Raw genomic sequence first — 23348 nt, 5'->3', positions numbered from 1 at the left:
TTTTTATTTACTAGATGAAGTTTGTTTCAATACAAATTGCTCGATTGCATGAGCAACACCATGTTCATTGTTTGTTAGTGTTACAACATCACATAGCTTTTTTACATCTTCTTCAGCGTTGCCCATTGCAACAGATAAACCCGCTACTTCTAACATCGGTACATCATTAAAATTATCACCAATAGCAACTGTATCTTCAATAGGGATATTAAAATGAGCTGCCATCTGCTGTATCCCGTTTCCTTTATGTCCATTCTTATCCATAATTTCTAAGTTGGTAGGAGCCGATGCTGTAACCATAATATCAGCATCCTCTTGTAATATACTTAATAGCTGTGCGCGATGCGCTGCATTAAACGTTAAAATGAAGAATTTAGATATTTCTAGTTCTTGGTTATTTACAACATCTTCTATTTTTTTGAAATCAGTAATTAGGTTCGATTTCTTTTGCTTTTCTGTAATTCGTTCAAGTTCCTCTAATGTAACATCAAGCGCATGCTTATTTTCTTCGAATGCTTGCATCACTTGATCTTGCCATGTATATGGAGAATAAACTCCTTTATTTGTATATAGCTTATATGGGAAACCTTCAGATTCTAGTAATTTTGCAAGTTTGTACACTTTGTCGTTTTGTATACAACGCGAGTTAATTACTTTTCCATCCACATAAACAATAGCCCCATTGCTTGCTCCGACTGGAAGAGATAATTTATATTCTTCCAATAGCTTTAAAGCATCCTCTTTCGCACGACCAGAACAGATCATTACAATATGACCGGCTTCTTGTGCAGTTTGGATTGCTTGTAGGTTTTCTTTGGAGATTTCAAGATTAGATGATAGTAGTGTACCATCCATATCTAATGCGATTAATTTCAAAATGACCACCTCTTTGTTTTTATTATACATAGTTATATAGAGGAAACATATAAACTTATCTTGGAAAGACGGTATTTTATCTCATATTAAAAGTAAGTAAAGATTAGATAGGTTTAGTGGCACTAAATAAACAATTTGTAACAAAAATAGAGAGGAATATGACTACATTTCACTTTATGACTGTAATGTTACACGAATGTTACAAACGTGAACTTAGTGAAAAACGCATTAAATAAAGGTTTTTGAGGGTTATTATAAAAAAACGTAAAAAAAGTGTAATAAATTTTACGTAATTATATTGCAACGTAATAATAGTTATGTTACATTAATGTTACAAACGTTACGTTATCAAATTTAATGTAACGTTAACATAAAAACTATGAAATAAACATTTCTTAGAAATTACATATAGATAACTTATAAAAAGGGAGGATAAATGATATGAAAGAGCAAGTATTACAAGTAACAAAAGGTGACTTTGTAGGATCAGCAAGTGGAGCAGTAGTATTAACAGCGTTAATCGTATTTCTATCAAGCGTATTAGTATAATAGAAGCTTTGTAACAAAAGAAAAAGAAGGGAGAATGAAAGATATGAAAGAGCAGGTATTACAAGTAACAAAAGGTGACTTCGTAGGATCAGCAAGTGGAGCGGTAGTATTAACAGCATTAATCGTATTTTTATCAAGCGTATTAGTATAATAGAAGTTTTGTAATAAAAGAAAAAGAGAGGAGAATGAAAGATATGAAAGAGCAAGTATTACAAGTAACAAAAGGTGACTTCGTAGGATCAGCAAGTGGAGCGGTAGTATTAACAGCGTTAATCGTATTTCTATCAAGCGTATTAGTATAATAGAAGCTTTGTAACAAAAGAAAAAAAGGAGGATAAATGATATGAAAGAGCAAGTATTACAAGTAACAAAAGGTGATTTCGTAGGATCAGCAAGTGGAGCGGTAGTATTAACAGCATTAATCGTATTTTTATCAAGTGTATTAGTATAATAGAAGTTTTAAATTAAACAAAAAAGGAAGGAGAATGAGGGATATGAACAGTGAACAAGTGTTTCAAGTAACAAAAACAGATTTATTAGGATCCTTAGGTGGAGCGGTAATATTAACATCATTTATTCTATTCCTTGCAAATGTATTAGTATGAGATATATAAATACAATCATTCAAAAAAAATAAAGACTCTAACGTATTAGTAAGTAGTTAATATGTTGGAGTCTTTTTTATATTCTTCTTATATACCCTCAAGTATTAAAGTTACCTCATTATCCAGCATTCATGGCTAATTAAACGCTGCGGTTGAAACTTGATTCAACGAATAATCAAAAATCCACTGAATAAAATCCCGCTTTATTTCAAAGAGAAAAAAGTCGAATTTTATATGTAAGAAAAAAAGAGGAATTTGACAGAAAAGATAGAAAATTTTAAAGGTCAGAATTTGTTAGCTTGCTAACTAATTTCTATTAATTAATGTTGGAAGCGTTTTCGGTTGGTTTTAAGTATGGACCATTTAATCTATTTACAGGGGGATGAAGATATTATGAAACAAAAATCTATGGATACGCTAGCTGCACAAATGGAGGACTTTTTTCCAGTACGTGATGTAGATCATTTGGAATTTTACGTAGGGAATGCAAAGCAATCGAGTTATTATCTTGCGAGAGCGTTCGGATTCAAAATTGTAGCTTACTCTGGATTAGAAACTGGAAACCGTGAAAAGGTATCTTATGTTCTTGTGCAAAAAAATATGCGTTTCGTTGTGTCTGGAGCTTTAAGTAGTGAAAATCGTATTGCAGAGTTTGTAAAGACTCATGGTGATGGCGTGAAGGATGTGGCACTACTTGTTGATGATGTTGATAAAGCATACTCAGAAGCAGTGAAACGTGGTGCCGTCGCAATTGCTCCACCGCAGGAATTAACAGATGAGGACGGTACATTGAAAAAAGCAGTTATTGGTACGTATGGTGATACAATTCATACGCTTGTAGAGCGTAAAAATTATAAAGGGGCATTTATGCCAGGATTCCAAAAGGTAGAATTTAATATTCCATTTGAGGAGTCTGGTTTAATTGCTGTTGATCATGTAGTTGGTAATGTTGAAAAAATGGAAGAGTGGGTTAGTTATTACGAGAATGTTATGGGCTTTAAACAAATGATTCATTTTGATGATGACGATATTAGTACAGAGTATTCGGCGTTAATGTCAAAAGTTATGACGAATGGAAGTCGTATTAAGTTTCCTATTAACGAACCAGCAGACGGAAAGAGAAAGTCACAAATTCAAGAGTATCTAGAATTCTATAATGGAGCTGGTGTACAACATCTTGCTTTATTAACAAGTGATATTGTTAAAACAGTTGAAGCGCTTCGTGCAAATGGGGTGGAGTTTTTAGATACACCTGATACTTATTACGATGAGCTAACTGCACGAGTTGGAAAAATCGATGAAGAAATTGATAAGTTAAAAGAATTAAAGATCTTAGTAGATCGTGATGATGAAGGTTACTTACTACAAATCTTTACGAAACCAATTGTAGATCGTCCGACTTTATTTATTGAAATCATTCAACGTAAAGGTTCTCGTGGATTTGGTGAAGGAAACTTTAAAGCGTTATTCGAATCAATTGAAAGAGAACAAGAGCGTCGCGGAAACTTATAAGATTTGTATCCACCAGCAAAAGTCCCTTTGCTGGTGGAAATTTCATTTTTATAAGGAGGAATCAGGATGAAATTTGTTACATTTTGTCTTCCTTCAAAAGAACTACGGGCTGGATGGCTTGAAGGTGACAAAGTAATAGATATGAATCTTGCTAGTGAAGGGAAAATCCCTTCTTCTATGATGGATTTTTTAGAGAAAGCGGATGAGTATGTAGAAGTAGTGCGGAATATTAAGAATCCAAATAAGGGTATATATGCTTTAGAAGAAGTACAATTGACAGCTGCTCTTCCTAATCCGAGTAGTATTCGAGATTTTTACGCATTTGAACAACATGTAAAAACAGCTCGTGGACGAAGAGGATTAGATGTTGTGCCTGAATGGTATGATATTCCGGTTTTTTATTTTACTAATCATCGTGCTGTAATTGGTTCCGGTGATTTTGTAATTGGTCCGAAAAAGTCTAAACAGCTTGATTATGAGTTGGAGATTGCTTGCGTAATAGGAAGAGAAGGGCGAAATATTTCTCGAGAGCAAGCAGAGGAATATATTTTTGGTTATTGTATTATGAACGACTGGAGTGCGAGAGACTTACAAGCAACAGAAATGAAAGTAGGTCTCGGTCCAGCGAAAGGAAAAGACTTTGCAACTTCATTAGGAGCACATCTCGTTACGAAAGAGGAATTAGACGTTTATCGTAATGGTGATCGATATAATTTAGAAATGACTGCTCATGTAAATGGAAAACTATTATCAAAAGGAAACTTCCAAGATATTTACTATACATTTGCTGAAATGATTGAACGTGCTTCAGAGGACGTTACGTTATATCCAGGAGATGTGATTGGTTCTGGGACAGTAGGAACAGGATGTATTTTAGAACTGGGTACAGAAGAGTGGCTACAAGATGGAGATGTTGTAGAACTGTCGATTACTGGTTTAGGTACACTACGTAATACGATCAAAAAAGAAAAGGAAGCGGGTGATGGGCATGTTTTATCGTCACATGGGAGAACTACCTCATAAACGACATGTACAATTTCGTAAAAAAGATGGGTCGCTTTATCGTGAACAGGTAATGGGAACAAAAGGTTTTTCTGGTACGCAGTCTATTTTGTATCATCATTATATGCCAACAGAAGTAGGTCATTCTGCATTATCGCATTCTTGTCAGTTGCAGTATGAAGAGGATGTTGCTCTTTCTCATCGCCACTTTCGAACGAAAGAAAGTAAAAAAAGTGGTGATGCAATAAGTGGACGGAATTTCATACTTGGAAATGAAGATTTGTTAATTGGAGTAGTGAGTCCAACAGAAAAAATGGATTATTTCTATCGTAATGGTGATGGCGATGAAATGTTATTTGTTCATTATGGAACAGGGAAAATTGAAACGATGTTTGGAACGATTCACTATAGAAAAGGCGACTATGTAACGATTCCAATTGGAACGATTTATCGTGTTATTCCAGATGAAGGAGAGACTAAGTTTCTTGTTGTAGAGGCAAATAGCCAAATTACAACGCCGCGTCGTTATCGAAATGAATACGGACAATTGTTAGAGCATAGTCCGTTTTGTGAAAGAGATCTTCGTGGTCCAGAAAAATTAGAGACATATGATGAAAAAGGCGAGTTTGTCGTAATGACAAAATCAAGAGGCTATATGCATAAACATGTTTTAGGACACCACCCGTTAGATGTTGTTGGATGGGATGGCTATTTATATCCGTGGGTATTTAATGTAGAGGATTTTGAACCAATTACAGGGCGCATTCATCAGCCACCGCCAGTACATCAAACATTTGAAGGACATAATTTTGTTATTTGCTCTTTCGTACCACGTTTATACGATTATCATCCAGAGTCAATTCCAGCACCATATTATCATAGTAATGTTAATAGTGATGAAGTTCTTTACTATGTAGAAGGAAACTTTATGAGTCGCAAAGGTGTGGAAGAAGGTTCTATTACACTTCATCCGAGCGGGATTCCCCATGGACCGCATCCGGGGAAAACAGAGGCAAGTATAGGGAAGAAAGAGACGCTTGAATTAGCTGTTATGATAGACACATTCCGTCCGCTTCGTATTGTAAAACAAGCACATGAAACAGAAGATGAAAAGTATATGTATAGCTGGATTGAACAAGGTTCATATACTGTGAAATAAGTAAAAAAGGCATGCTCTCAATAAGGGGGCATGCCTTTTTCACGGAATCGACATGTATAATAATACCAAAAAAATAATGGAAAGATATATAGAAAGAATAATAAGGATCGTGCATATTCAGAAGAATTTCTACTTGTTTCGACAAAAGTATTGACTAGGAAAAGCGTAATGAGTAAAATAAAAAAGCGAATTAAAAATTTTCAGAAAATTTAAAACTTGGAGGAGTGAAAGATGAAGCAAATTTTTCAAAAGAAGCCAATTGCAAAGTTAATGCATGAAAGTAAGCAAAAAACGTTAGCAAGAACATTGGGTGCGCTAGATTTAACTATGCTTGGAATCGGAGCAATTGTTGGAACTGGTATTTTTGTTCTAACGGGTGTTGTGGCAGCGAAACATTCTGGGCCAGCTATTATATTATCATTTGCGATTGCCGCGTTAGCTTGTGCCTTTGCTGCATTTTGTTATGCTGAATTTGCTTCTTCAGTTCCTGTCTCGGGCAGTGTGTATACGTATACATACGCGACGATGGGGGAAGTGTTCGCATTTTTAATTGGCTGGGACTTAATGCTTGAATATTTACTTGCTACATCTGCTGTAGCAAACGGTTGGTCTGCATATTTTCAATCTTTATTAAAGGGGTTTGGAATTCACATTCCGACTATTCTCTCCTCGGCTCCTGGTACAGGAAAGGGTGGAATAATTGATCTACCTGCAGTTCTAATTATTTTAGTGATGACAGTTCTTTTATCTAGGGGTGTTCGTGAAAGTGCACGAGTAAATAACATTATGGTATTTATTAAAATAGCAGTTGTTCTTATTTTTATCTTTGCTGGTTTTAATTATGTGAAACCTGAAAACTGGACGCCCTTTATGCCATTTGGTTTAGATGGTGTAATGGCTGGAGCGGCTACAGTATTCTTCGCATTTATAGGATTTGATGCAGTTTCAACAGCGGCAGAAGAAGTGAAACGTCCGCAACGTGATTTACCAATTGGTATTATTGCATCGTTATTAATTTGTACAGTTCTTTATATCGTTGTTTCGCTTATTTTGACAGGAATTGTTCCATACGGCCAGCTAAATATATCAGATCCAGTTGCTTTTGCACTTCAATTTATTGGACAAGATGGTTTAGCGGGGGTAATTTCAGTAGGAGCAATTACAGGAATTACAACAGTAATGCTAGTTATGATGTATGGGCAAGTTCGTGTTTCTTATGCGATGAGCCGAGATGGTTTACTGCCGAAGCGTCTTGCTAAAGTTCATCCGAAATTTAAAACGCCATTTTTAAATACATGGACAACGGGGATTATTGCGGCACTGATTTCAGGATTAATAGATTTAAATGTTTTAGCACATCTTGTAAATATGGGGACATTGTCAGCATTTGCACTTGTAGCTGTTGCGGTAATCGTAATGAGAAGAACTCATCCAGACTTACCAAGGGCATTTAAGGCTCCGCTTGTACCATTTTTACCAGCATTAACAGTGATTTTCTGTTTATACTTAATGCTTCAATTATCAGGGACAGCGTGGATTAGTTTTGGGATATGGATGGTTATTGGTATAGCGGTTTACTTCTTATATAGCCGAAAACATAGTGCTTTAAATAATAGTAAAAAAGAAGAAGATGTTGCAAATTTATAAGCGAAAAAATCCATTCTAATTCTGTTAGAATGGATTTTTTTATTTGAAAATTTACATTTTTCTGAACTTGTTATAAGATAATTGTTGGCTAACTAAAGGGGTGGAATGATGAAAAATACGTGGCGTGAGTTAAGGGAGATGGACCGTAACGTATGGATTCGATTTATTGGAGAGACGTTAAATGGAATTGCAATGATGATGTTAATGCCTTTTTTTGCATTATATTTAAAAGATAAGGTAGATTCGTTGTTGGAAGTTGGGGTTATTATGGCGCTTTCTCCAATTGCTGCAAGCTTTGGATCACTTATAGGAGGGAGAATTGCTGACATATATGGAAGAAAGCCTATTATGATATTTTCTATGGCAAGTAATGCATTATTAATGCTCGGTTTTCTATTTATAGAAGGATTTATTCCGTATGCAATTTTATCTATTTTTTTAGGGTTGAGTAATTCTTTATTTCATCCAGCTGCATCAGCTATGGTCGCAGATGTAACGGCACCAGAAAAAAGAACAGAGGCATATGGTTTATTACGAATGGGACACAATATAGGTGCTGCGATTGGTCCGATAATGGGAGCATCAGTAGTTGTGTTGTCAAAGAACCTTGTATTTATTATTGCCTCTTCTACAATGCTATTTTATGCGTTACTTGTATTACTTCTTATTCAAGAGACGATGCCAAAGAGGATAGATAAGGAAGAACATAAAGAAAAGGAATCTGGGGCAGTTTGGAAAATTTTAATGCGAGATAAGGCATTAATGATTTACTTATTAGCAGGTATTATCATTTCGATGGGGTTTTCTCAAACGGAAGGCATGCTGCCACTACATTTTGATAATGAAATGAAGCGTATTTTTGGAACGAATAATCCATATCCATATTTAATGGCGTTAAACGGACTATTAGTTGTTTTATTCCAGTTTCAAATTTCAAAATGGGCTACGGACAAACCAGTCGGGAAGACGATGTTATATGGTGCATGTTTATTCGGGATTGGATTATTTTTTATAGGGTGGTTACCGAAGTGGTTTGGAGAATTTAATACAAATGCTACAATTATTTTAATAACACTACTGTTCGTTTATGCTATATATACGTTAGGTGAGATGATTATGTCGCCTGTACAGATGACATTTGTAGCAAATTTGGCCCCTGAGCATTTGAGAGGGACTTATATGGGAGCTGCAAGTTTGCAGTGGATTATAGGAAGCGCATTTGGTCCACTTTTGGGAGGTTTTTTATTAGATCGATTACTTGGTCACTTTCTATTTACAATTTTAGCTGTAGGATGTGTAGTTGCAGGTATTGTATATGTTTCTTTAGATCGCCTTGTGGAGCAAAGGCAAAAAGACACACTAACCAAACAATCTTCTTAGTGAATAGGTGATATACACAAAAAAGGGGATTTCTACATATTTTAGGTACATAACTAGATTAGATTGCCATTTTATTTTGTGTAGCTATATAGAAAATGAAATGAAAAACCAATAAGTGATGTTATTTAATTATTTATGGAAGTTACATTTTATTTCAAATAGGAACTACCTATTTTTATAAAAAGTGCTAAAATAGAAAAATGAAAACAATTGGTTAGGGTGATTTCATTGACGAAAATTAAATTAGGTTTATTATATGGTGGAAAATCAGCTGAGCATCAAGTTTCGCTACAGACGGCTCTTGCTGCTATTAAAGCGTTAAATCAAGATAAATTCGAGATTCATCCAATTTATATTACAGAACAAGGTCAATGGGTACGCGGTGAGCGTATTGAAGGCGAAGTAACAGATGTTGAAGCTTTAAAAATGAGCGGTGCAGAAAATGCGATTTCTCCGTTATCATTAAGTACAGAAATTATCCCATCTGCAGCTTCTGAGGAGAATGCTATTGACGTTATTTTCCCATTACTACATGGACCAAACGGTGAAGATGGAACGGTTCAAGGACTATTAGAATTAATGAATATCCCTTATGTAGGAAATGGTGTTCTAGCATCATCTGCTGGTATGGATAAAGTTGTTATGAAAAACATCTTTGCAGAGGCTGGTTTAAAACAAGCAAAATATGCATCCTTCATTCGTAGTGCATGGGAAAAAAATCGTGAGGAAGCTTATTCTAAAGTAGAAGATAAGTTAGGATATCCTTGCTTCGTAAAACCAGCGAACCTTGGTTCAAGTGTTGGTATTAATAAGTGTAAAAATCGTGAAGAACTTGAGGATGCATTTGTAGAGGCATTCCAATTTGATCGCAAAATTATTGTAGAAGAAAATATTGTAGGTCGTGAAGTAGAAGTTGGGGTACTAGGTAATGATGAGCCGAAATGTTCAGTTGTAGGTGAAATCGTTCCGAAAAAGGACTTCTATGATTATAAGTCGAAATATATCGATGGTGATACGGCGCTAATTATTCCAGCTGAAATGACAGAAGAAGAATCTAATGTAATTAAGCGTGATGCAATTATTGCATTCCAATCATTAGACGGTGCAGGTTTAACGCGAGCTGATTTCTTCTTAACGAAAGATGGAGAAGTGTATATTAACGAAGTAAACACAATGCCAGGATTTACACCGTTCAGTATGTTCCCTCTATTATGGCAACATACTGGGTTACCGTATCCAGAATTAATCGAAGAGCTAATTCGTTTAGCGATTGAACGTCACGAAGAAAAACAAAAAATTAAATATACAATCTAACAAAAAAGGAGGAAGCACTATTCGTAGGAATAGTGCTTCCTCTATGTAAGGAGCGTTTCTATATGATAAAGCGAATGTTAAAGCAAGTGGAACAGATGGTAAATGGTACTGGATTAGCAGAGCAATATGAGGGAATTACTATTCAAGGCGTGTCTATTGATACAAGAAAAATTGAAAAAGGAAACTTGTATGTTCCGATTCAAGGGGAGCGCTTTGATGGACATGCTTTTGTAGATAAAGCTGTTGAAAATGGAGCTGTGGCTACATTATGGATGAAAGATGTAGCGAATCCACCTGAGAATCTTCCGGTTATTTTTGTGGAAGACACGCTATCCGCATTGCAAATGTTAGCGAAAAACTATCGTGATCAATTGGATGTTAAAGTTGTAGGTGTAACGGGTAGTAACGGTAAAACATCTACGAAAGATATTGTAACAAGTCTTCTTGCGACTAAATTCAAAGTGCAAAAAACAGAAGGGAACTTCAATAACCATATCGGATTACCTCTTACCATTTTAAACTTAGAAGAAACTACAGAAGTAGCAGTATTAGAGATGGGTATGTCAAGCCGAGGCGAAATTGAATTCTTATCTAAGTTAGCTCGTCCTAATGCAGCTATCATTACGAATATTGGTGAGGCACATTTAATGGATTTAGGATCTCGTGAGGCAATTGCTGAAGCGAAATTAGAAATTGTTACAGGGTTACAAGAAGGTGGCGTGTTCGTATATAACGGAGATGAGCCTTTATTAACGAATCGTGTTCCTGAAATGAATTTAGCAACAGAAACGGTTACGTTTGGTGATGCAAGAGCAAACGATTATTATCCAACGACTGTAACATTACAAGCAACTGGGACACATTTCAAAATGAATAGAGATGAAAATATTTCATTCTACTTACCGGTGTTAGGAAAACATAATGTGTATAATACACTTGCTTCAATGGCAATTGCGAAACATTTTGGTGTAACGTGGGAAGAGATGAAAGAAGGTTTAGTAACACTTCAAATGACGGGCATGCGTATGGAAATTGTGAAAACAAATAGTGGTTTAACAATTATCAACGATGCTTATAATGCAAGTCCGACGGCTATGGAAGCAGCATTCCATTTAATGAATGGTTTAGATGGTTTTGCTAAAAAAATCGTTGTGCTCGGTGATATGTTAGAACTTGGAGATCAAGAAGTACAGTTCCATTATGAGGTAGGAAAATTAATCGATCCAGCAAAAATCTCGCATGTATTCACATACGGTAGATTAGGGGCTCAAATTGCTGAAGGAGCGAAAATTAATTTCCCTAATGAACGTGTAAAGGCGTATGATAATAAAGAAGAGTTAGTAAAAGATTTACAAGCAGTAGTCGATGTGAAAGATGTTGTATTAATAAAAGCATCTCGCGGTATGAAATTAGAAGAAGTAATTACGATGTTGAAATAATTGGTGTATATAAATAGGGATGATAGTTACGAAAATAGAAGAAACTTATAATAAGCGCTTACAGTAAATATAAAAAAATAAAAGTGAAGAAAAAAACTCTGAATATGAAAATAAGGTAACAGTTGGGTTTGCTTTTTACACATACAAAACTTATAATTGATAAAGTGTAATAACGTTTAGAAGTATTTTCGTGAAGAATATACGCCCGTTTATATACGTGAGCATTCAGGAAAAGGGCTTTTCCGCAAATTCGGAAAACGCCTTTTTTTAAATGATAAGTATAGGATAGAAAAGGAGAAGTAACATTGACAACATTTCGAGAATTAGGATTAAGTGATTCTTTACTGCAATCTGTTGAAAGTATGGGCTTTGAAGAGGCTACACCAATTCAAGCTGAAACAATTCCACATGCATTGCAAGGTAAAGATATTATTGGGCAAGCGCAAACAGGTACAGGGAAAACAGCAGCATTCGGATTACCACTATTAGATAAAGTGGATACACATAAAGAATCGGTTCAAGGTATTGTTATCGCGCCAACGCGTGAATTAGCAATTCAAGTTGGAGAAGAATTATACAAAATTGGTAAGCATAAACGTGTTCGCATTTTACCAATTTATGGTGGTCAAGATATTAACCGCCAAATTCGTGCTCTAAAAAAACACCCACACATTATTGTTGGTACGCCGGGTCGTATTTTAGATCATATTAACCGTAAAACACTTCGTCTGCAAAACGTAGAGACAGTTGTTCTTGATGAAGCGGATGAAATGTTAAACATGGGCTTCATTGAAGACATTGAAGCAATTTTAACAGATGTGCCAGAAACACATCAAACATTACTATTCTCAGCGACAATGCCGGATCCAATCCGCCGTATTGCTGAGCGTTTCATGACTGAGCCTCAACACATTAAAGTAAAAGCAAAAGAAGTAACAATGCCAAACATTCAGCAGTTCTATTTAGAAGTGCAAGAAAAGAAAAAGTTTGACGTGTTAACACGCTTATTAGATATTCAATCTCCAGAGCTTGCAATCGTATTCGGTCGTACAAAGCGTCGTGTTGATGAATTATCAGAAGCATTAAACTTACGTGGTTATGCTGCAGAAGGTATTCACGGTGATTTAACTCAGGCGAAACGTATGTCTGTATTACGTAAATTTAAAGAAGGTTCTATTGAAGTTCTTGTTGCAACAGACGTTGCTGCACGTGGTCTTGATATTTCAGGCGTAACGCACGTATATAACTTCGATATTCCACAAGATCCAGAATCATACGTTCACCGTATCGGTCGTACTGGTCGTGCAGGTAAAAAAGGTATTGCAATGCTATTTGTAACACCACGTGAATCGGGACAATTAAAAAATATCGAGCGTACAACAAAACGTAAAATGGACCGTATGGATGCACCGACACTTGACGAGGCATTAGAAGGTCAACAACGTTTAATCGCTGAAAAGCTTCAAAGCACAATTGAAAATGAAAACTTAGCATACTACAAGCGTATTGCAGAAGAAATGTTAGAAGAAAATGACTCTGTAACAGTAGTAGCTGCTGCTTTAAAAATGATGACTAAAGAGCCGGATACAACTCCGATCGCTTTAACATCAGAACCACCTGTTGTTTCAAGAGGCGGCGGTTCTAAAAAACGCGGCGGTAACGGAGGCGGATACCGTGATGGTAACCGTAATCGTAGTCGTGATGCACGCGGCGGTGGCGATGGACGTAATCGTGACCGTAACCGTGATGGACGTAATCGTGACGGAAACCGTGATCGCAATCGTGATGGTGGTAGTCGTGGTCGTAGAGGTGAAGGCCAAGGTCGCCCTGGTTCTTCAAATGGACGCGGCGAAAGAAAACATCATAGCCGTCCACAAGCTTAATAAAAAAAAGAGAATGCCCGCAAAGGGCATTCTCTTTTTTTATTTCTATAATTGTGCATACTACATAATAGTTATGATAGAAAAGGGGCTGTTATATGCTTGTAAGGCTTGGTTACGTTGCGATGAGTGTACATTTGAAGAATGCATCTCCATCTCAAACGATGACGTATGCACAGTTTCAGAAATTAGATGATCGTGCTGCTGCAATTCGTAAACTTGAAAGAATTGCTAATTCCAATTTAGAAAATTGTTTACGTTTATTAAAGCATAATAAAGGGCATGACATATCTTTCTTTCGGCTCAGTTCAAAGCTCATTCCTTTAGCGAATCATGAGGAATTGCTAGAGTGGAACTATATTCGTCCTTTAAAAGAAAATTTAAAAAAACTAGGTGAATATGCAGTTCATATGAATATGAGAATTGATTTCCATCCAGATCATTTTGTTGTACTAAATTCACCTGAGGAGAGTGTTTTTAAACAATCTGTAAAAACATTGCAGATGCACAAAAAATTATTAAAAGGCATGGGGATGGAACATAAGCAACGATGTGTACTGCATGTCGGAGGAGGATATAAAGATAAAGAACTTGCATTAGAGCGCTTTATAGAGAATTGGTCTAATGTCCCAAGGGGTATTCAAGAAATGATTATATTAGAAAATGATGATACAACCTTTACGTTAGAGGAAACATTATATTTAGGAGAAAAATTAGATATTCCCGTCGTATTTGACTTGCATCACCATATGATGAATAATGAGCAAGAAGATTGGTATGAAGATTGGGCACGTGTCGTTCATACGTGGGAAACGTCTTTGTTGCCGGTTAAAATGCATATCTCTAGCCCTAGAGAGGGAAAAGATCCAAGAGCTCATGCAGATTATATTAATGTAGAGGCATTTTTATCTTTTTTAAGAAGGATAAAGGGAAGTGTTCCGCAAATTGATTGTATGATTGAGGCGAAGATGAAGGATGAGTCTTTATTTCAATTAATGAGAGATTTAAGTGAACAAGTAGATGTAGAAATTATCGATGGTGCAAGCTTTTATATTAAATAAGCTTTGCACCATCGTTTTTTTTGGTTAAAAAAGGGGTTAAAATGCCACCGGTTATTAAACCTGTTAAATGACTGATCGGATTGGCAGAAGGGTTAAAGAAAGTAAATAGTAGTAATAGAAGAATCATAATTGAGAAAATGGCAATTTCTTTTGGTTTTGAAGAGCGGTATCGATTGTACAATAAAAATAACTGTGCACCTAATAGTCCGAAAATACCACCTGATGCACCTGCGTGAATATATTCAAGCGGCATAATAATATAAGAAGAAATATTTCCAGAAATTCCAGAGAGAAAAAATAGAATAAAAAAAGAAAAGTGTCCGAGTTGCTTTTCGATAGAAGAACCAAGAGCGAACAAAAAAATACTATTAGAAAGAAAATGTTGTAAGTCTACGTGTACGAGAAGAGAAGTTATGACACGCCACCATTCTCCTTTAGCGATATATTCATTAGAGGCTGCCAGTGGTAAGAGAAAAAAGTCGCCTAATATCATCATGACTAAATGAATAAGAAGTAAGGTAAGAATAGTCGGTTGTAAAGAAATATGAGTGGATCTTATTAGCATACGGTTACTTTCACCCCTTTTGCATCAGAAAGATTCTCTGTTATTCTTATCAATATGAAAGAAGAAAGTTAAATAGAAGAAGGGGATTTCGAAATGATTATAGGGATTGGTATCGATATTATTGAATTAAATCGTATTGAAAAAATGCTAGATGGAAAGCTTAAATTTATGGAACGTATTTTAACGGAAAATGAACGTAATGTTGCTATGGAGCTGAAAGGAAGTCGTCTTACAGAGTTTGTAGCTGGAAGGTTTGCAGCGAAAGAGGCGTATTCAAAAGCTGTAGGTACTGGTATCGGAAAAGAAGTGAGTTTTTTAGATATTGAAGTGAAAAATGATGAAAGAGGTAAGCCAATTCTGATTACAAGTACAGAGTATATTGTTCATTTATCAATTAGTCATAGTAAGGAATTTGCTGTTGCTCAAGTTGTTTTAGAAAGCTCGTCACGCTAGTCTGCATATTTTATATCTTTGTCTCATATATTTGAGGTAGCGATAAGGAAGGTACATCTTCCATTCATTTATAGGGGCAAAGGGGCTGAATTGATGAAAAGGCGTCTGTTTTTAGTTCTTGTCGGTTTGTTGACCGTTTTTGTGTTGGCGGGTTGTATGGAAAAGAAGCAAGATGATGTCGTGAGAGATTTAGAATCAAAAGTAAAAGGGATGAAAAGTTATCAAGCTGAGGCAAAATTATCTATTAAAACAGGCAATGAGCCTCAAGAATATAACGTAGAGATTTGGCATAAGGAACCGTCTTTTTATCGTGTGAATTTAAAAAATGCAAAAAAAGATCAGAGCCAAATTATTTTGAGAAATGAAGAAGGTGTATTTGTATTAACGCCAGCACTTAATAAGAGCTTCCGTTTTCAAAGTGATTGGCCGCAAAATAGTAGCCAGGCTTATTTATATGAATCACTTGTAAGAGATATTTTGCAGGACAAGAAAAACCTTACTTTTGAGAAAACAGATAAGTATTATATTTTTAAAACAAAAACAAACTATCAACATCAAAATATGTTGCCGAGACAAGAGATTACATTGAATAAGAGCGACTTGACTCCAGTTTCAGTGAAGTTAATGGATAATGATCAAAATGTTCTTGTGAAAGTAGATTTCTCTAAAGTGAAATTCGATGCGAAATTTGATAAAGGTGCATTTGATACGAAACAAAATATGTCTAGAGCACAGGTAGATGTTCAAACAACAGCGAAAGAAGACAAACCGTTTGCTATTTTGTATCCACTTGATACACCACAAGGTATGACTCTGAAAGATGAAAAAGAGTTGAAGACAGACAGTGGCAAGCGTGCGATACTCACATACACTGGAAATAAGAAATCCTTTACTTTAATACAAGAAAAGGCAAAAGTTGCAGAGGCATCATCAGCGGTAAGTGTAAGTGGAGAACCAGTTGATCTTGGGTTTACGATTGGTGCATTGACGAAAGACTCTGTAACGTGGTCGCATAACGGAGTAGAATATATGCTCGTGTCTAAAGGTTTAGAGCCGAAGGAGCTGTTAATGGTTGCTCGTTCAGTTACAGCGAAGCAGGTGAAGTAAACTTCTTAGACGTGGTGATATATGTGCACCACGTCTTTTCTTAGTTTGAAGGTGGATTTCATAAAAGAAGCATATAAAAGAATAAGCTTCGCATATCGTGTATAAGGAAGTGTATTTATGGAAGAAGCACCATTTTACCGTGACACTTGGGTGGAAGTGGATTTAGATGCCATTTATAACAACGTTACACATATTAAAGAGTTCATCCCAAGTAATGTAGAGATTTTTGCTGTAGTTAAAGCAAACGCATATGGGCACGATTATGTACCGGTGGCTAAAACGGCATTAGAAGCAGGTGCAACAAGGTTAGCTGTTGCTTTTTTAGATGAAGCTTTAGTGCTTCGGAGGGCTGGTATTACTGAACCGATTTTAGTGTTAGGTCCCTCGCCGCCGCGTGATGTAAATGTAGCTGCTGAAAATGATGTAGCGCTAACTGTTTTTCAAAAAGAATGGGTGGAAGAAGCAATTAAACTTTGGGATGGTTCATCTGTAATGAAATTCCATATTAACTTTGATAGTGGTATGGGGAGAATTGGAATACGTGAAAGAAAAGAGCTAAAAGAATTTTTAAAGAGTTTAGAGGGTGCACCGTTTTTAGAGTTAGAAGGAGTATACACGCATTTTGCAACGGCAGATGAGGTTGAGACTTCGTATTTTGATAAGCAATATAACACGTTCTTGGAGCAGTTAAGTTGGTTGAAAGAATTCGGAGTGGATCCTAAGTTTGTTCATACAGCTAATAGTGCTGCGACGTTACGTTTTCAAGGGATTACATTTAATGCAGTGCGAATTGGGATTGCAATGTATGGATTATCTCCTTCTGTAGAAATACGTCCTTTTTTACCATTTGAATTAGAACCGGCGCTATCACTTCATACGAAAGTTGCTCATATTAAACAGGTAATTAAAGGTGATGGAATTAGTTATAACGTCACCTATCGAACGAAAACTGAAGAATGGATTGCGACTGTAGCGATTGGCTATGCAGATGGGTGGCTTAGAAGGTTACAAGGATTTGAAGTGCTTATAAATGGTAAAAGGGTACCGATTGTAGGGCGAGTAACAATGGATCAGTTCATGATTCATCTTCCTTGTGAAGTGCCACTTGGTACGAAAGTTACGCTTATTGGAAGGCAAGGAGATGAGTATATTAGCGCTACAGAGGTTGCGGAATACTCAGGGACTATTAATTATGAAATTATTGCAACGATCAGTTTCCGTGTGCCAAGAATATTTATACGGAATGGTAAGGTTGTAGAGATAATTAATTACTTGAACAATATATAGAAGGTAGTATGATTGCTTCTTGTCATTGGAGTGACTGTTCATTGCTGGATAATAAGCTCTTTTTGATGAGAAGCTTTTTACTTATAATCATTTTTTATATAAGTTGCACGTAAGTTTTGAAGAGGAGTTCTATTGTTTTTAGTTAGTTATGAGATAAAAAATTTAAGAAGATGAATGTTTTGTTTGTGAATTGGAAAACATAAGCAAGGAATAAGGAAGTCTTTGCAACAGGCTCCATACAATGGTATTATTACAATAGGTGTCATATATATATTTGGGTGTGTAGTTGACGGTGGAGGTGTATTTTTGTGTCCGAATCAAGTGTAACTACTGAAATCGTGGTTCGGTTGCCAAAGCAAATGGTAACGGAATTGGACGGAATTGGAAAACAAGAGAATAAGAATCGCCATGAACTAATTTGCCAGGCAACACAATTGTTATTGCGTCAACATAAGACGAAGAAACGCTACCAACATGAATCAATGCGACGTGGGTACATTGAAATGGGAAAAATTAATCTTGGTATTGCATCTGAAGCTTTCTTAGCAGAGTATGAAGCAGCTCATACAGTAGAACGCTTAGTTAGCGGGGGGTAATATTTTGATTGTAAAACGCGGCGACGTGTATTTTGCAGACCTTTCCCCAGTTGTTGGTTCTGAGCAAGGAGGCGTTCGTCCGGTTCTTGTCATTCAAAATGACATCGGAAATCGTTTTAGTCCAACGGTGATTGTAGCGGCTATTACTGCACAGATTCAAAAAGCGAAATTACCCACTCATGTGGAAATTGATGCGAAAAAGTATGGTTTTGAGAGAGATTCTGTTATTTTACTTGAGCAGATTCGAACAATCGATAAGCAACGCTTAACGGACAAAATCACTCATTTGGATGAAGTGATGATGAGTCGTGTAGATGAAGCGTTACAAATTAGTTTAGGACTAATAGATTTTTAAATCGGCAGTTTAAGTTGCTCTCTTTGAAGGGCAACTTTTTTTATTATAGAGGAGGTTACGGTTGTATATGGAAATGGTAGATAATCGACAAGCGTTAATGAAAATGTTAGTGAAAGAATTAGGCTTTACCGAAAAGCAAGTTCGTCATGTTATTCAATTAACAGAAGAAGGTAACACAGTTCCATTTATTGCTCGTTACCGAAAAGAATGGACAGGCTCTTTAGATGAGGTGCAAATTCGTACGATTTTAGAGAGATGGCAATATATGATGCAACTTGAAGATAGGAAGGAAGAAGTTCTTCGTCTTATTGATGAGAAGGGGAAACTGACAGAAGAGCTACGACAGCAAATTGTTAAAGCTACAAAGTTGCAAGAAGTAGAAGATCTATATCGTCCATATAAAGAGAAAAGAAGAACGAAAGCGACAATTGCTAAAGAAAAAGGATTAGAACCATTAGCTGAATGGTTATTGTTATATAAGAAAGAAGATCCGGCTAAAAAGGCAGTGGAATTTATTAATGTAGAGAAAGAAGTGCAATCTGCAGAAGAAGCTTTACAAGGTGCACAAGACATTATTGCAGAAATGGTTTCAGATGAAGCTGCGTATCGTAGTTGGATTCGAAATGTTACTTTTAGAAAAGGTGTTATGTCTTCGTCCGTGAAAGATGAAGAAAAAGATGAAAAGAATATATATGAAATGTATTACAGTTATGAAGAACCATTGCAAAAAGTAGTGCCACATCGTGTATTAGCAATGAATCGTGGCGAGAAAGAAGATATATTGAGAGTTGCTGTTGTTCCGCCAGTAGATGAGATAGTAACTTTTTTAAATAAGAAAGTAATTCGTGATAACGATTCGAAAAGTGCACATTATGTACAATTAGCGATTGAAGATGGTTATAAACGATTAATTCAATCTTCAATCGAAAGAGAAATTCGTAAAGAATTAACAGAAACAGCTGAAGAACAAGCGATACATATTTTCTCTGAGAACTTACGTAACTTACTATTACAACCTCCGATGAAAGGGAAAGTCGTGCTAGCGGTAGATCCGGCATATAGAACTGGTTGTAAATTGTCTGTAGTAGATGATACGGGGAAAGTACTACATATCGATGTTATTTATCCGCATCCACCTGTTCGTAAATATGATGATGCAAAAACGAAAGTTCTTTCTATTATAGATAAATATCAAGTTGAAATGATTGCAATTGGTAATGGGACAGCATCTAGAGAAACAGAAGAGTTTATAGTAGATGTATTACAAAGTGTGAACCGAGATGTCTTTTATATTATTGTAAATGAAGCGGGTGCTAGTGTATATTCAGCTTCTGATTTAGCTCGTGAGGAATTCCCAAATTTACAAGTTGAAGAGAGAAGTGCCGTTTCTATTGGAAGACGTCTGCAAGATCCACTTGCTGAACTTGTGAAAATTGATCCTAAATCAGTTGGGGTTGGACAATACCAACATGATGTATCTCAAAAGAGACTGAATGAGTCATTAACATTTGTAGTAGAAACAGCTGTTAACCAAGTTGGGGTTAATGTAAATACGGCTTCGGTTGCATTGTTACAATATGTTTCAGGTTTATCGAAAACTGTTGCGAAAAATATTGTGGCAAAGAGAGAAGAAGATGGGAAATTCACGAAGCGCACGGAATTAAAGAAAATCCCGCGTTTAGGTGCAAAGACGTATGAACAATGTATAGGTTTCTTACGTATACTAGAAGGAGCGAATCCATTAGATCGAACAGGTATTCATCCAGAGCAATATAAGAATGTTGAATTGTTATTGAAGAGTCTAGGGTTATCGATAGATGACGTAGGACAACCGCAATTACAAAAGAGATTGGAAGAAGTAGAGATTTCTAAGTTATCTCAAGAAACAGGAGTTGGGGAGCCGACGTTAGTTGATATTATAGATGCACTTATTAGTCCAGAAAGAGATATGAGGGATGAGTTGCCTAAACCACTTCTGAAAAAAGGGATTTTGAAATTAGAAGATTTAAAACGTGGTATGGAATTAGAAGGAACAGTTCGTAACGTTGTTGATTTTGGTGCTTTTGTTGATGTTGGCGTAAAGCAAGATGGTTTAGTACATATTTCTAAACTTAGCAAACAGTTTGTAAAGCATCCGTTAGATGTTGTATCAGTAGGGCAAATTGTAAAAGTATGGGTAGATGATATTGATACAAAAAAAGGACGCGTTGCACTATCTATGTTGCCGATTGAATAGTAAGAGAAGAGAGCAGATGAAACTGCTCTTTTTTTATGGAATAAAAAGTGTAATGGATTATGAGCTTTGATGTATTTTGCTATAATAAAACCAGCATTCATTTAATAATTTAATTTGATACCGGTTTTTTTCGAAATATGCACGTTGCATTTGTTTTTTTAGCCACGTAGGCATAGGAATCCCTCCTTGTTTAATCCTGCTCTCAAAAATCTAAAATGCTATTGATGAGAGGTTGGTGAGTGGATTTCTATTCATGTTTTGTTTTTAGAAACCACGCTTCTTACATGAGGATGGGTATATGTACTATTTAATATATGTATAAGAAGGGAGAAAAGTGTAAAAATATTTTTTTGTTTAGGAGGAATGAGAGTGGATGAGCAAGAAATTCAGCGACTAGTGGAAGAAGTGTCACTACAATACTTTGAGATGCCGTTCTTACATAAAGCAGTGTTTAATAATAGATTACGTACAACTGGTGGGCGTTATTTATTGAAGAGTCATAATATCGAACTGAATTATCGATATTACGAAGTGTATGGTGAAGAAGAGTTAGTCGGGATTATTAAACATGAGCTTTGTCATTATCACTTACATATTGCAGGAAGAGGGTATAAGCACAGGGACAGGGATTTCCGTGAGTTGTTAAAGAAAGTTGAGGCACCACGTTTTTGTAAACAAATGATTAATGAAGAGAAGGAAAAAAAGATTTATAAGTATGAATGTATGGAGTGTTCACTTCAATATGTAAGAAGGCGTCAAATAAATACAAAAAGATATGTCTGTGGAAAGTGTAAAGGGAAACTCAAACCGATATCGAAAACATCTTGACAGTAAAAACGCAATCCAGTATATTATAAACATGTCACGTTTGAACAAGATGTTGTTAAAAACTTCTTGACTTACAGAGAGAATTTTTATAAGATACAAATTGTCTTCATTATTCCGCAGTAGCTCAGTGGTAGAGCTATCGGCTGTTAACCGATCGGTCGTAGGTTCGAGTCCTACCTGCGGAGCCATACAGAGAAGTACCCAAGTGGCTCAAGGGGCTCCCCTGCTAAGGGAGTAGATCGCTAACGCGGTGCGAGGGTTCGAATCCCTTCTTCTCTGCCATACATATTGGCCCGTTGGTCAAGTGGTTAAGACACCGCCCTTTCACGGCGGTAACACGGGTTCGAATCCCGTACGGGTCACCACTTTTGGAGGATTAGCTCAGCTGGGAGAGCACCTGCCTTACAAGCAGGGGGTCGGCGGTTCGATCCCGTCATCCTCCACCATATAATTTTATATGAATAGTATTGTCGCGGGGTGGAGCAGCACGGTAGCTCGTCGGGCTCATAACCCGAAGGTCGCAGGTTCAAATCCTGTCCCCGCAACCAAATGGTCCCGTGGTGTAGTGGTTAACATGCCTGCCTGTCACGCAGGAGATCGCCGGTTCGACCCCGGTCGGGACCGCCATTTTAACTTCTGCTATATAGCAGTTGTTTTTTATTGGACATTATGGTACAATAACATTTGTCTTTGAAAAGAAGATAATTATTTCGATGGGCTATAGCCAAGCGGTAAGGCAACGGACTTTGACTCCGTCATGCGCTGGTTCGAATCCAGCTAGCCCAGCCATTTACGAGCCATTAGCTCAGTTGGTAGAGCATCTGACTTTTAATCAGAGGGTCGAAGGTTCGAGTCCTTCATGGCTCACTTTTGTTTTTTCCGCGCGGTCGTGGCGGAACGGCAGACGCGCTAGGTTGAGGGCCTAGTGGGGGAAACCCCGTGGAGGTTCAAGTCCTCTCGGCCGCATCAAAAAAATCTTAAAAAAGTACTTGCATTTGAAAATGTAGTATGATAAGATAATTGAGTCGCCAAATTACAACGACGAAAAAACATCATGAATAAGCGCCCGTAGCTCAATTGGATAGAGCGTTTGACTACGGATCAAGAGGTTAGGGGTTCGACTCCTCTCGGGCGCGCCAATTACGGGAAGTGGCTCAGCTTGGTAGAGCACCTGGTTTGGGACCAGGGGGTCGCAGGTTCAAATCCTGTCTTCCCGACCACGCGGGTGTAGTTTAGTGGTAAAACAAGAGCCTTCCAAGCTCTGGTCGAGAGTTCGATTCTCTTCACCCGCTTTTAGTTCTTTGAAAACTGAACGAAACAAACAACGTGAAACGTCAATTTTTATTTTAGATGCTAGACAAACTAACTTTATTTGGAGAGTTTGATCCTGGCTCAGGATGAACGCTGGCGGCGTGCCTAATACATGCAAGTCGAGCGAATGGATTAAGAGCTTGCTCTTATGAAGTTAGCGGCGGACGGGTGAGTAACACGTGGGTA

At 36.8% G+C, this 23348-nt stretch carries 24 protein-coding genes, 12 tRNA genes and 1 rRNA gene; 34 read left to right on the top strand and 3 right to left on the bottom strand.

What is annotated here, in order from left to right:
• Window positions 1–3: 3 nt before the first annotated feature.
• Window positions 4–876 (bottom strand): Cof-type HAD-IIB family hydrolase, encoded by an 873-nt coding sequence (locus AC22L0_RS27770; RefSeq protein ID WP_000766421.1) that lies wholly within the window; start codon window positions 874–876, stop codon window positions 4–6.
• 441 nt (window positions 877–1317) lie between these two features.
• On the opposite strand from AC22L0_RS27770, the gene AC22L0_RS27765 reads away from it, so the two are divergent.
• The 14 genes from AC22L0_RS27765 (at window position 1318) to uvsE (ending at window position 14424) form a co-directional block, all read left to right on the top strand.
• Window positions 1318–1425 (top strand): DUF3948 family protein, encoded by a 108-nt coding sequence (locus AC22L0_RS27765; protein WP_000664237.1) that lies wholly within the window; start codon window positions 1318–1320, stop codon window positions 1423–1425.
• A 34-nt stretch (window positions 1426–1459) separates the two neighbouring features.
• Window positions 1460–1576, top strand: coding sequence for a DUF3948 family protein (locus tag AC22L0_RS27760; protein WP_000654250.1), 117 nt, complete (start codon window positions 1460–1462; stop codon window positions 1574–1576).
• Window positions 1577–1610: 34 nt separating this feature from the next.
• On the top strand, window positions 1611–1727 hold the full coding sequence (locus AC22L0_RS27755; protein WP_000654250.1) for a DUF3948 family protein: 117 nt from the start codon (window positions 1611–1613) through the stop codon (window positions 1725–1727).
• 41 nt (window positions 1728–1768) lie between these two features.
• Window positions 1769–1876 carry a DUF3948 family protein gene (locus AC22L0_RS27750; protein WP_000664237.1) on the top strand — a complete coding sequence of 36 codons (108 nt, stop codon included), beginning with the start codon at window positions 1769–1771 and terminating at the stop codon, window positions 1874–1876.
• A 43-nt stretch (window positions 1877–1919) separates the two neighbouring features.
• Window positions 1920–2030, top strand: a complete 111-nt coding sequence (locus AC22L0_RS27745; RefSeq protein ID WP_001083690.1) for a DUF3948 family protein — start codon at window positions 1920–1922, stop codon at window positions 2028–2030.
• A gap of 393 nt (window positions 2031–2423) precedes the next feature.
• Entirely contained in the window at window positions 2424–3542 is a 1119-nt protein-coding gene (hppD, locus tag AC22L0_RS27740; RefSeq protein WP_000810922.1) for a 4-hydroxyphenylpyruvate dioxygenase, read from the top strand.
• A 66-nt stretch (window positions 3543–3608) separates the two neighbouring features.
• Window positions 3609–4565: a fumarylacetoacetate hydrolase family protein gene (locus AC22L0_RS27735; RefSeq protein WP_000673990.1), complete on the top strand. Its 957-nt coding sequence runs from the start codon at window positions 3609–3611 to the stop codon at window positions 4563–4565.
• The gene (locus AC22L0_RS27730; RefSeq protein WP_013141710.1) at window positions 4531–5703 is read left to right on the top strand and encodes a homogentisate 1,2-dioxygenase; all 1173 of its coding nucleotides are present in this window, start codon (window positions 4531–4533) and stop codon (window positions 5701–5703) included. Before AC22L0_RS27735 ends, AC22L0_RS27730 begins: the two co-directional genes overlap by 35 nt.
• Before the next feature lie 231 nt (window positions 5704–5934).
• Complete coding sequence (bcaP, locus tag AC22L0_RS27725; protein ID WP_000809349.1) at window positions 5935–7350, top strand: branched-chain amino acid transporter BcaP; 1416 nt, start codon at window positions 5935–5937, stop codon at window positions 7348–7350.
• 108 nt (window positions 7351–7458) lie between these two features.
• Window positions 7459–8730, top strand: a complete 1272-nt coding sequence (locus AC22L0_RS27720) for an MDR family MFS transporter (RefSeq protein WP_087966417.1) — start codon at window positions 7459–7461, stop codon at window positions 8728–8730.
• Window positions 8731–8958: 228 nt separating this feature from the next.
• Window positions 8959–10044 (top strand): D-alanine--D-alanine ligase, encoded by a 1086-nt coding sequence (locus AC22L0_RS27715; protein WP_000161427.1) that lies wholly within the window; start codon window positions 8959–8961, stop codon window positions 10042–10044.
• Between the two features lie 62 nt (window positions 10045–10106).
• Entirely contained in the window at window positions 10107–11483 is a 1377-nt protein-coding gene (murF, locus tag AC22L0_RS27710) for a UDP-N-acetylmuramoyl-tripeptide--D-alanyl-D-alanine ligase (protein ID WP_000595964.1), read from the top strand.
• A gap of 305 nt (window positions 11484–11788) precedes the next feature.
• Entirely contained in the window at window positions 11789–13366 is a 1578-nt protein-coding gene (gene cshA / locus AC22L0_RS27705; RefSeq protein ID WP_000206584.1) for a degradosome RNA helicase CshA, read from the top strand.
• 95 nt (window positions 13367–13461) lie between these two features.
• Window positions 13462–14424: a UV DNA damage repair endonuclease UvsE gene (gene uvsE / locus AC22L0_RS27700; RefSeq protein WP_087966415.1), complete on the top strand. Its 963-nt coding sequence runs from the start codon at window positions 13462–13464 to the stop codon at window positions 14422–14424.
• Here uvsE and AC22L0_RS27695 read toward each other — a convergent pair.
• Window positions 14417–14989, bottom strand: a complete 573-nt coding sequence (locus AC22L0_RS27695; RefSeq protein ID WP_000908523.1) for a rhomboid family intramembrane serine protease — start codon at window positions 14987–14989, stop codon at window positions 14417–14419. The genes uvsE and AC22L0_RS27695 overlap by 8 nt on opposite strands.
• A gap of 93 nt (window positions 14990–15082) precedes the next feature.
• Between AC22L0_RS27695 and acpS the strand changes: the two genes are divergently transcribed.
• From acpS to AC22L0_RS27665, 6 genes are all read left to right on the top strand, one after another.
• Window positions 15083–15442, top strand: coding sequence for a holo-ACP synthase (gene acpS, locus AC22L0_RS27690; protein ID WP_000583417.1), 360 nt, complete (start codon window positions 15083–15085; stop codon window positions 15440–15442).
• 93 nt (window positions 15443–15535) lie between these two features.
• A complete protein-coding gene (locus tag AC22L0_RS27685; RefSeq protein ID WP_000830123.1) occupies window positions 15536–16549 on the top strand; it encodes a LolA family protein in 1014 nt (337 codons plus the stop codon).
• A gap of 117 nt (window positions 16550–16666) precedes the next feature.
• Window positions 16667–17836, top strand: a complete 1170-nt coding sequence (alr, locus tag AC22L0_RS27680) for an alanine racemase (RefSeq protein WP_000390617.1) — start codon at window positions 16667–16669, stop codon at window positions 17834–17836.
• A gap of 308 nt (window positions 17837–18144) precedes the next feature.
• Window positions 18145–18432, top strand: coding sequence for an antitoxin EndoAI (locus AC22L0_RS27675; RefSeq protein WP_000004570.1), 288 nt, complete (start codon window positions 18145–18147; stop codon window positions 18430–18432).
• 4 nt (window positions 18433–18436) lie between these two features.
• The gene (gene ndoA / locus AC22L0_RS27670; RefSeq protein WP_000635965.1) at window positions 18437–18787 is read left to right on the top strand and encodes a type II toxin-antitoxin system endoribonuclease NdoA; all 351 of its coding nucleotides are present in this window, start codon (window positions 18437–18439) and stop codon (window positions 18785–18787) included.
• Between the two features lie 67 nt (window positions 18788–18854).
• On the top strand, window positions 18855–21023 hold the full coding sequence (locus tag AC22L0_RS27665) for a Tex family protein (protein WP_000426236.1): 2169 nt from the start codon (window positions 18855–18857) through the stop codon (window positions 21021–21023).
• A 57-nt stretch (window positions 21024–21080) separates the two neighbouring features.
• Here AC22L0_RS27665 and cmpA read toward each other — a convergent pair whose 3' ends face one another.
• Window positions 21081–21197, bottom strand: a complete 117-nt coding sequence (cmpA, locus tag AC22L0_RS27660; RefSeq protein ID WP_001143642.1) for a cortex morphogenetic protein CmpA — start codon at window positions 21195–21197, stop codon at window positions 21081–21083.
• Window positions 21198–21392: 195 nt separating this feature from the next.
• Between cmpA and AC22L0_RS27655 the strand changes: the two genes are divergently transcribed.
• From AC22L0_RS27655 to AC22L0_RS27590, 14 genes are all read left to right on the top strand, one after another.
• On the top strand, window positions 21393–21851 hold the full coding sequence (locus tag AC22L0_RS27655; protein ID WP_000344239.1) for a SprT family protein: 459 nt from the start codon (window positions 21393–21395) through the stop codon (window positions 21849–21851).
• 113 nt (window positions 21852–21964) lie between these two features.
• Window positions 21965–22039: transfer RNA gene (locus AC22L0_RS27650), tRNA-Asn, on the top strand.
• 3 nt (window positions 22040–22042) lie between these two features.
• Window positions 22043–22133: transfer RNA gene (locus tag AC22L0_RS27645), tRNA-Ser, on the top strand.
• Window positions 22134–22141: 8 nt separating this feature from the next.
• A tRNA-Glu gene (locus AC22L0_RS27640) sits at window positions 22142–22216 on the top strand.
• Window positions 22217–22221: 5 nt separating this feature from the next.
• Window positions 22222–22297: transfer RNA gene (locus tag AC22L0_RS27635), tRNA-Val, on the top strand.
• 25 nt (window positions 22298–22322) lie between these two features.
• Window positions 22323–22399: transfer RNA gene (locus AC22L0_RS27630), tRNA-Met, on the top strand.
• A 3-nt stretch (window positions 22400–22402) separates the two neighbouring features.
• Window positions 22403–22478, top strand: a tRNA-Asp gene (locus tag AC22L0_RS27625).
• Between the two features lie 87 nt (window positions 22479–22565).
• Window positions 22566–22640: transfer RNA gene (locus tag AC22L0_RS27620), tRNA-Gln, on the top strand.
• 5 nt (window positions 22641–22645) lie between these two features.
• A tRNA-Lys gene (locus AC22L0_RS27615) sits at window positions 22646–22718 on the top strand.
• A gap of 16 nt (window positions 22719–22734) precedes the next feature.
• Window positions 22735–22817: transfer RNA gene (locus AC22L0_RS27610), tRNA-Leu, on the top strand.
• Between the two features lie 96 nt (window positions 22818–22913).
• Window positions 22914–22990: transfer RNA gene (locus AC22L0_RS27605), tRNA-Arg, on the top strand.
• 4 nt (window positions 22991–22994) lie between these two features.
• A tRNA-Pro gene (locus tag AC22L0_RS27600) sits at window positions 22995–23071 on the top strand.
• 1 nt (window position 23072) lies between these two features.
• Window positions 23073–23143: transfer RNA gene (locus AC22L0_RS27595), tRNA-Gly, on the top strand.
• A gap of 77 nt (window positions 23144–23220) precedes the next feature.
• Window positions 23221–23348 (top strand): 16S ribosomal RNA (locus AC22L0_RS27590); the annotation flags it as partial.

The organism is Bacillus sp. LQ01, assembly GCF_057624735.1.
The sequence above is the reverse complement of the archived record's forward strand: the minus strand, read 5'-3'. Positions and strand labels throughout refer to the sequence as shown.

Excerpts from the sequence above, each read along its gene's own strand:
- AC22L0_RS27765 (WP_000664237.1), top strand. The coding sequence starts at position 1,318 with ATGAAAGAGCAAGTATTACAAGTAACAAAAGGTGACTTTGTAGGATCA.
- AC22L0_RS27760 (WP_000654250.1), top strand. The coding sequence starts at position 1,460 with ATGAAAGATATGAAAGAGCAGGTATTACAAGTAACAAAAGGTGACTTC.
- AC22L0_RS27755 (WP_000654250.1), top strand. The coding sequence starts at position 1,611 with ATGAAAGATATGAAAGAGCAAGTATTACAAGTAACAAAAGGTGACTTC.
- AC22L0_RS27750 (WP_000664237.1), top strand. The coding sequence starts at position 1,769 with ATGAAAGAGCAAGTATTACAAGTAACAAAAGGTGATTTCGTAGGATCA.
- AC22L0_RS27745 (WP_001083690.1), top strand. The coding sequence starts at position 1,920 with ATGAACAGTGAACAAGTGTTTCAAGTAACAAAAACAGATTTATTAGGA.
- hppD (WP_000810922.1), top strand. The coding sequence starts at position 2,424 with ATGAAACAAAAATCTATGGATACGCTAGCTGCACAAATGGAGGACTTT.
- AC22L0_RS27735 (WP_000673990.1), top strand. The coding sequence starts at position 3,609 with ATGAAATTTGTTACATTTTGTCTTCCTTCAAAAGAACTACGGGCTGGA.
- AC22L0_RS27730 (WP_013141710.1), top strand. The coding sequence starts at position 4,531 with ATGTTTTATCGTCACATGGGAGAACTACCTCATAAACGACATGTACAA.
- bcaP (WP_000809349.1), top strand. The coding sequence starts at position 5,935 with ATGAAGCAAATTTTTCAAAAGAAGCCAATTGCAAAGTTAATGCATGAA.
- AC22L0_RS27720 (WP_087966417.1), top strand. The coding sequence starts at position 7,459 with ATGAAAAATACGTGGCGTGAGTTAAGGGAGATGGACCGTAACGTATGG.
- murF (WP_000595964.1), top strand. The coding sequence starts at position 10,107 with ATGATAAAGCGAATGTTAAAGCAAGTGGAACAGATGGTAAATGGTACT.
- uvsE (WP_087966415.1), top strand. The coding sequence starts at position 13,462 with ATGCTTGTAAGGCTTGGTTACGTTGCGATGAGTGTACATTTGAAGAAT.
- AC22L0_RS27695 (WP_000908523.1), bottom strand. The coding sequence starts at position 14,989 with ATGCTAATAAGATCCACTCATATTTCTTTACAACCGACTATTCTTACC.
- acpS (WP_000583417.1), top strand. The coding sequence starts at position 15,083 with ATGATTATAGGGATTGGTATCGATATTATTGAATTAAATCGTATTGAA.
- AC22L0_RS27685 (WP_000830123.1), top strand. The coding sequence starts at position 15,536 with ATGAAAAGGCGTCTGTTTTTAGTTCTTGTCGGTTTGTTGACCGTTTTT.
- alr (WP_000390617.1), top strand. The coding sequence starts at position 16,667 with ATGGAAGAAGCACCATTTTACCGTGACACTTGGGTGGAAGTGGATTTA.
- AC22L0_RS27665 (WP_000426236.1), top strand. The coding sequence starts at position 18,855 with ATGGAAATGGTAGATAATCGACAAGCGTTAATGAAAATGTTAGTGAAA.
- cmpA (WP_001143642.1), bottom strand. The coding sequence starts at position 21,197 with ATGCCTACGTGGCTAAAAAAACAAATGCAACGTGCATATTTCGAAAAA.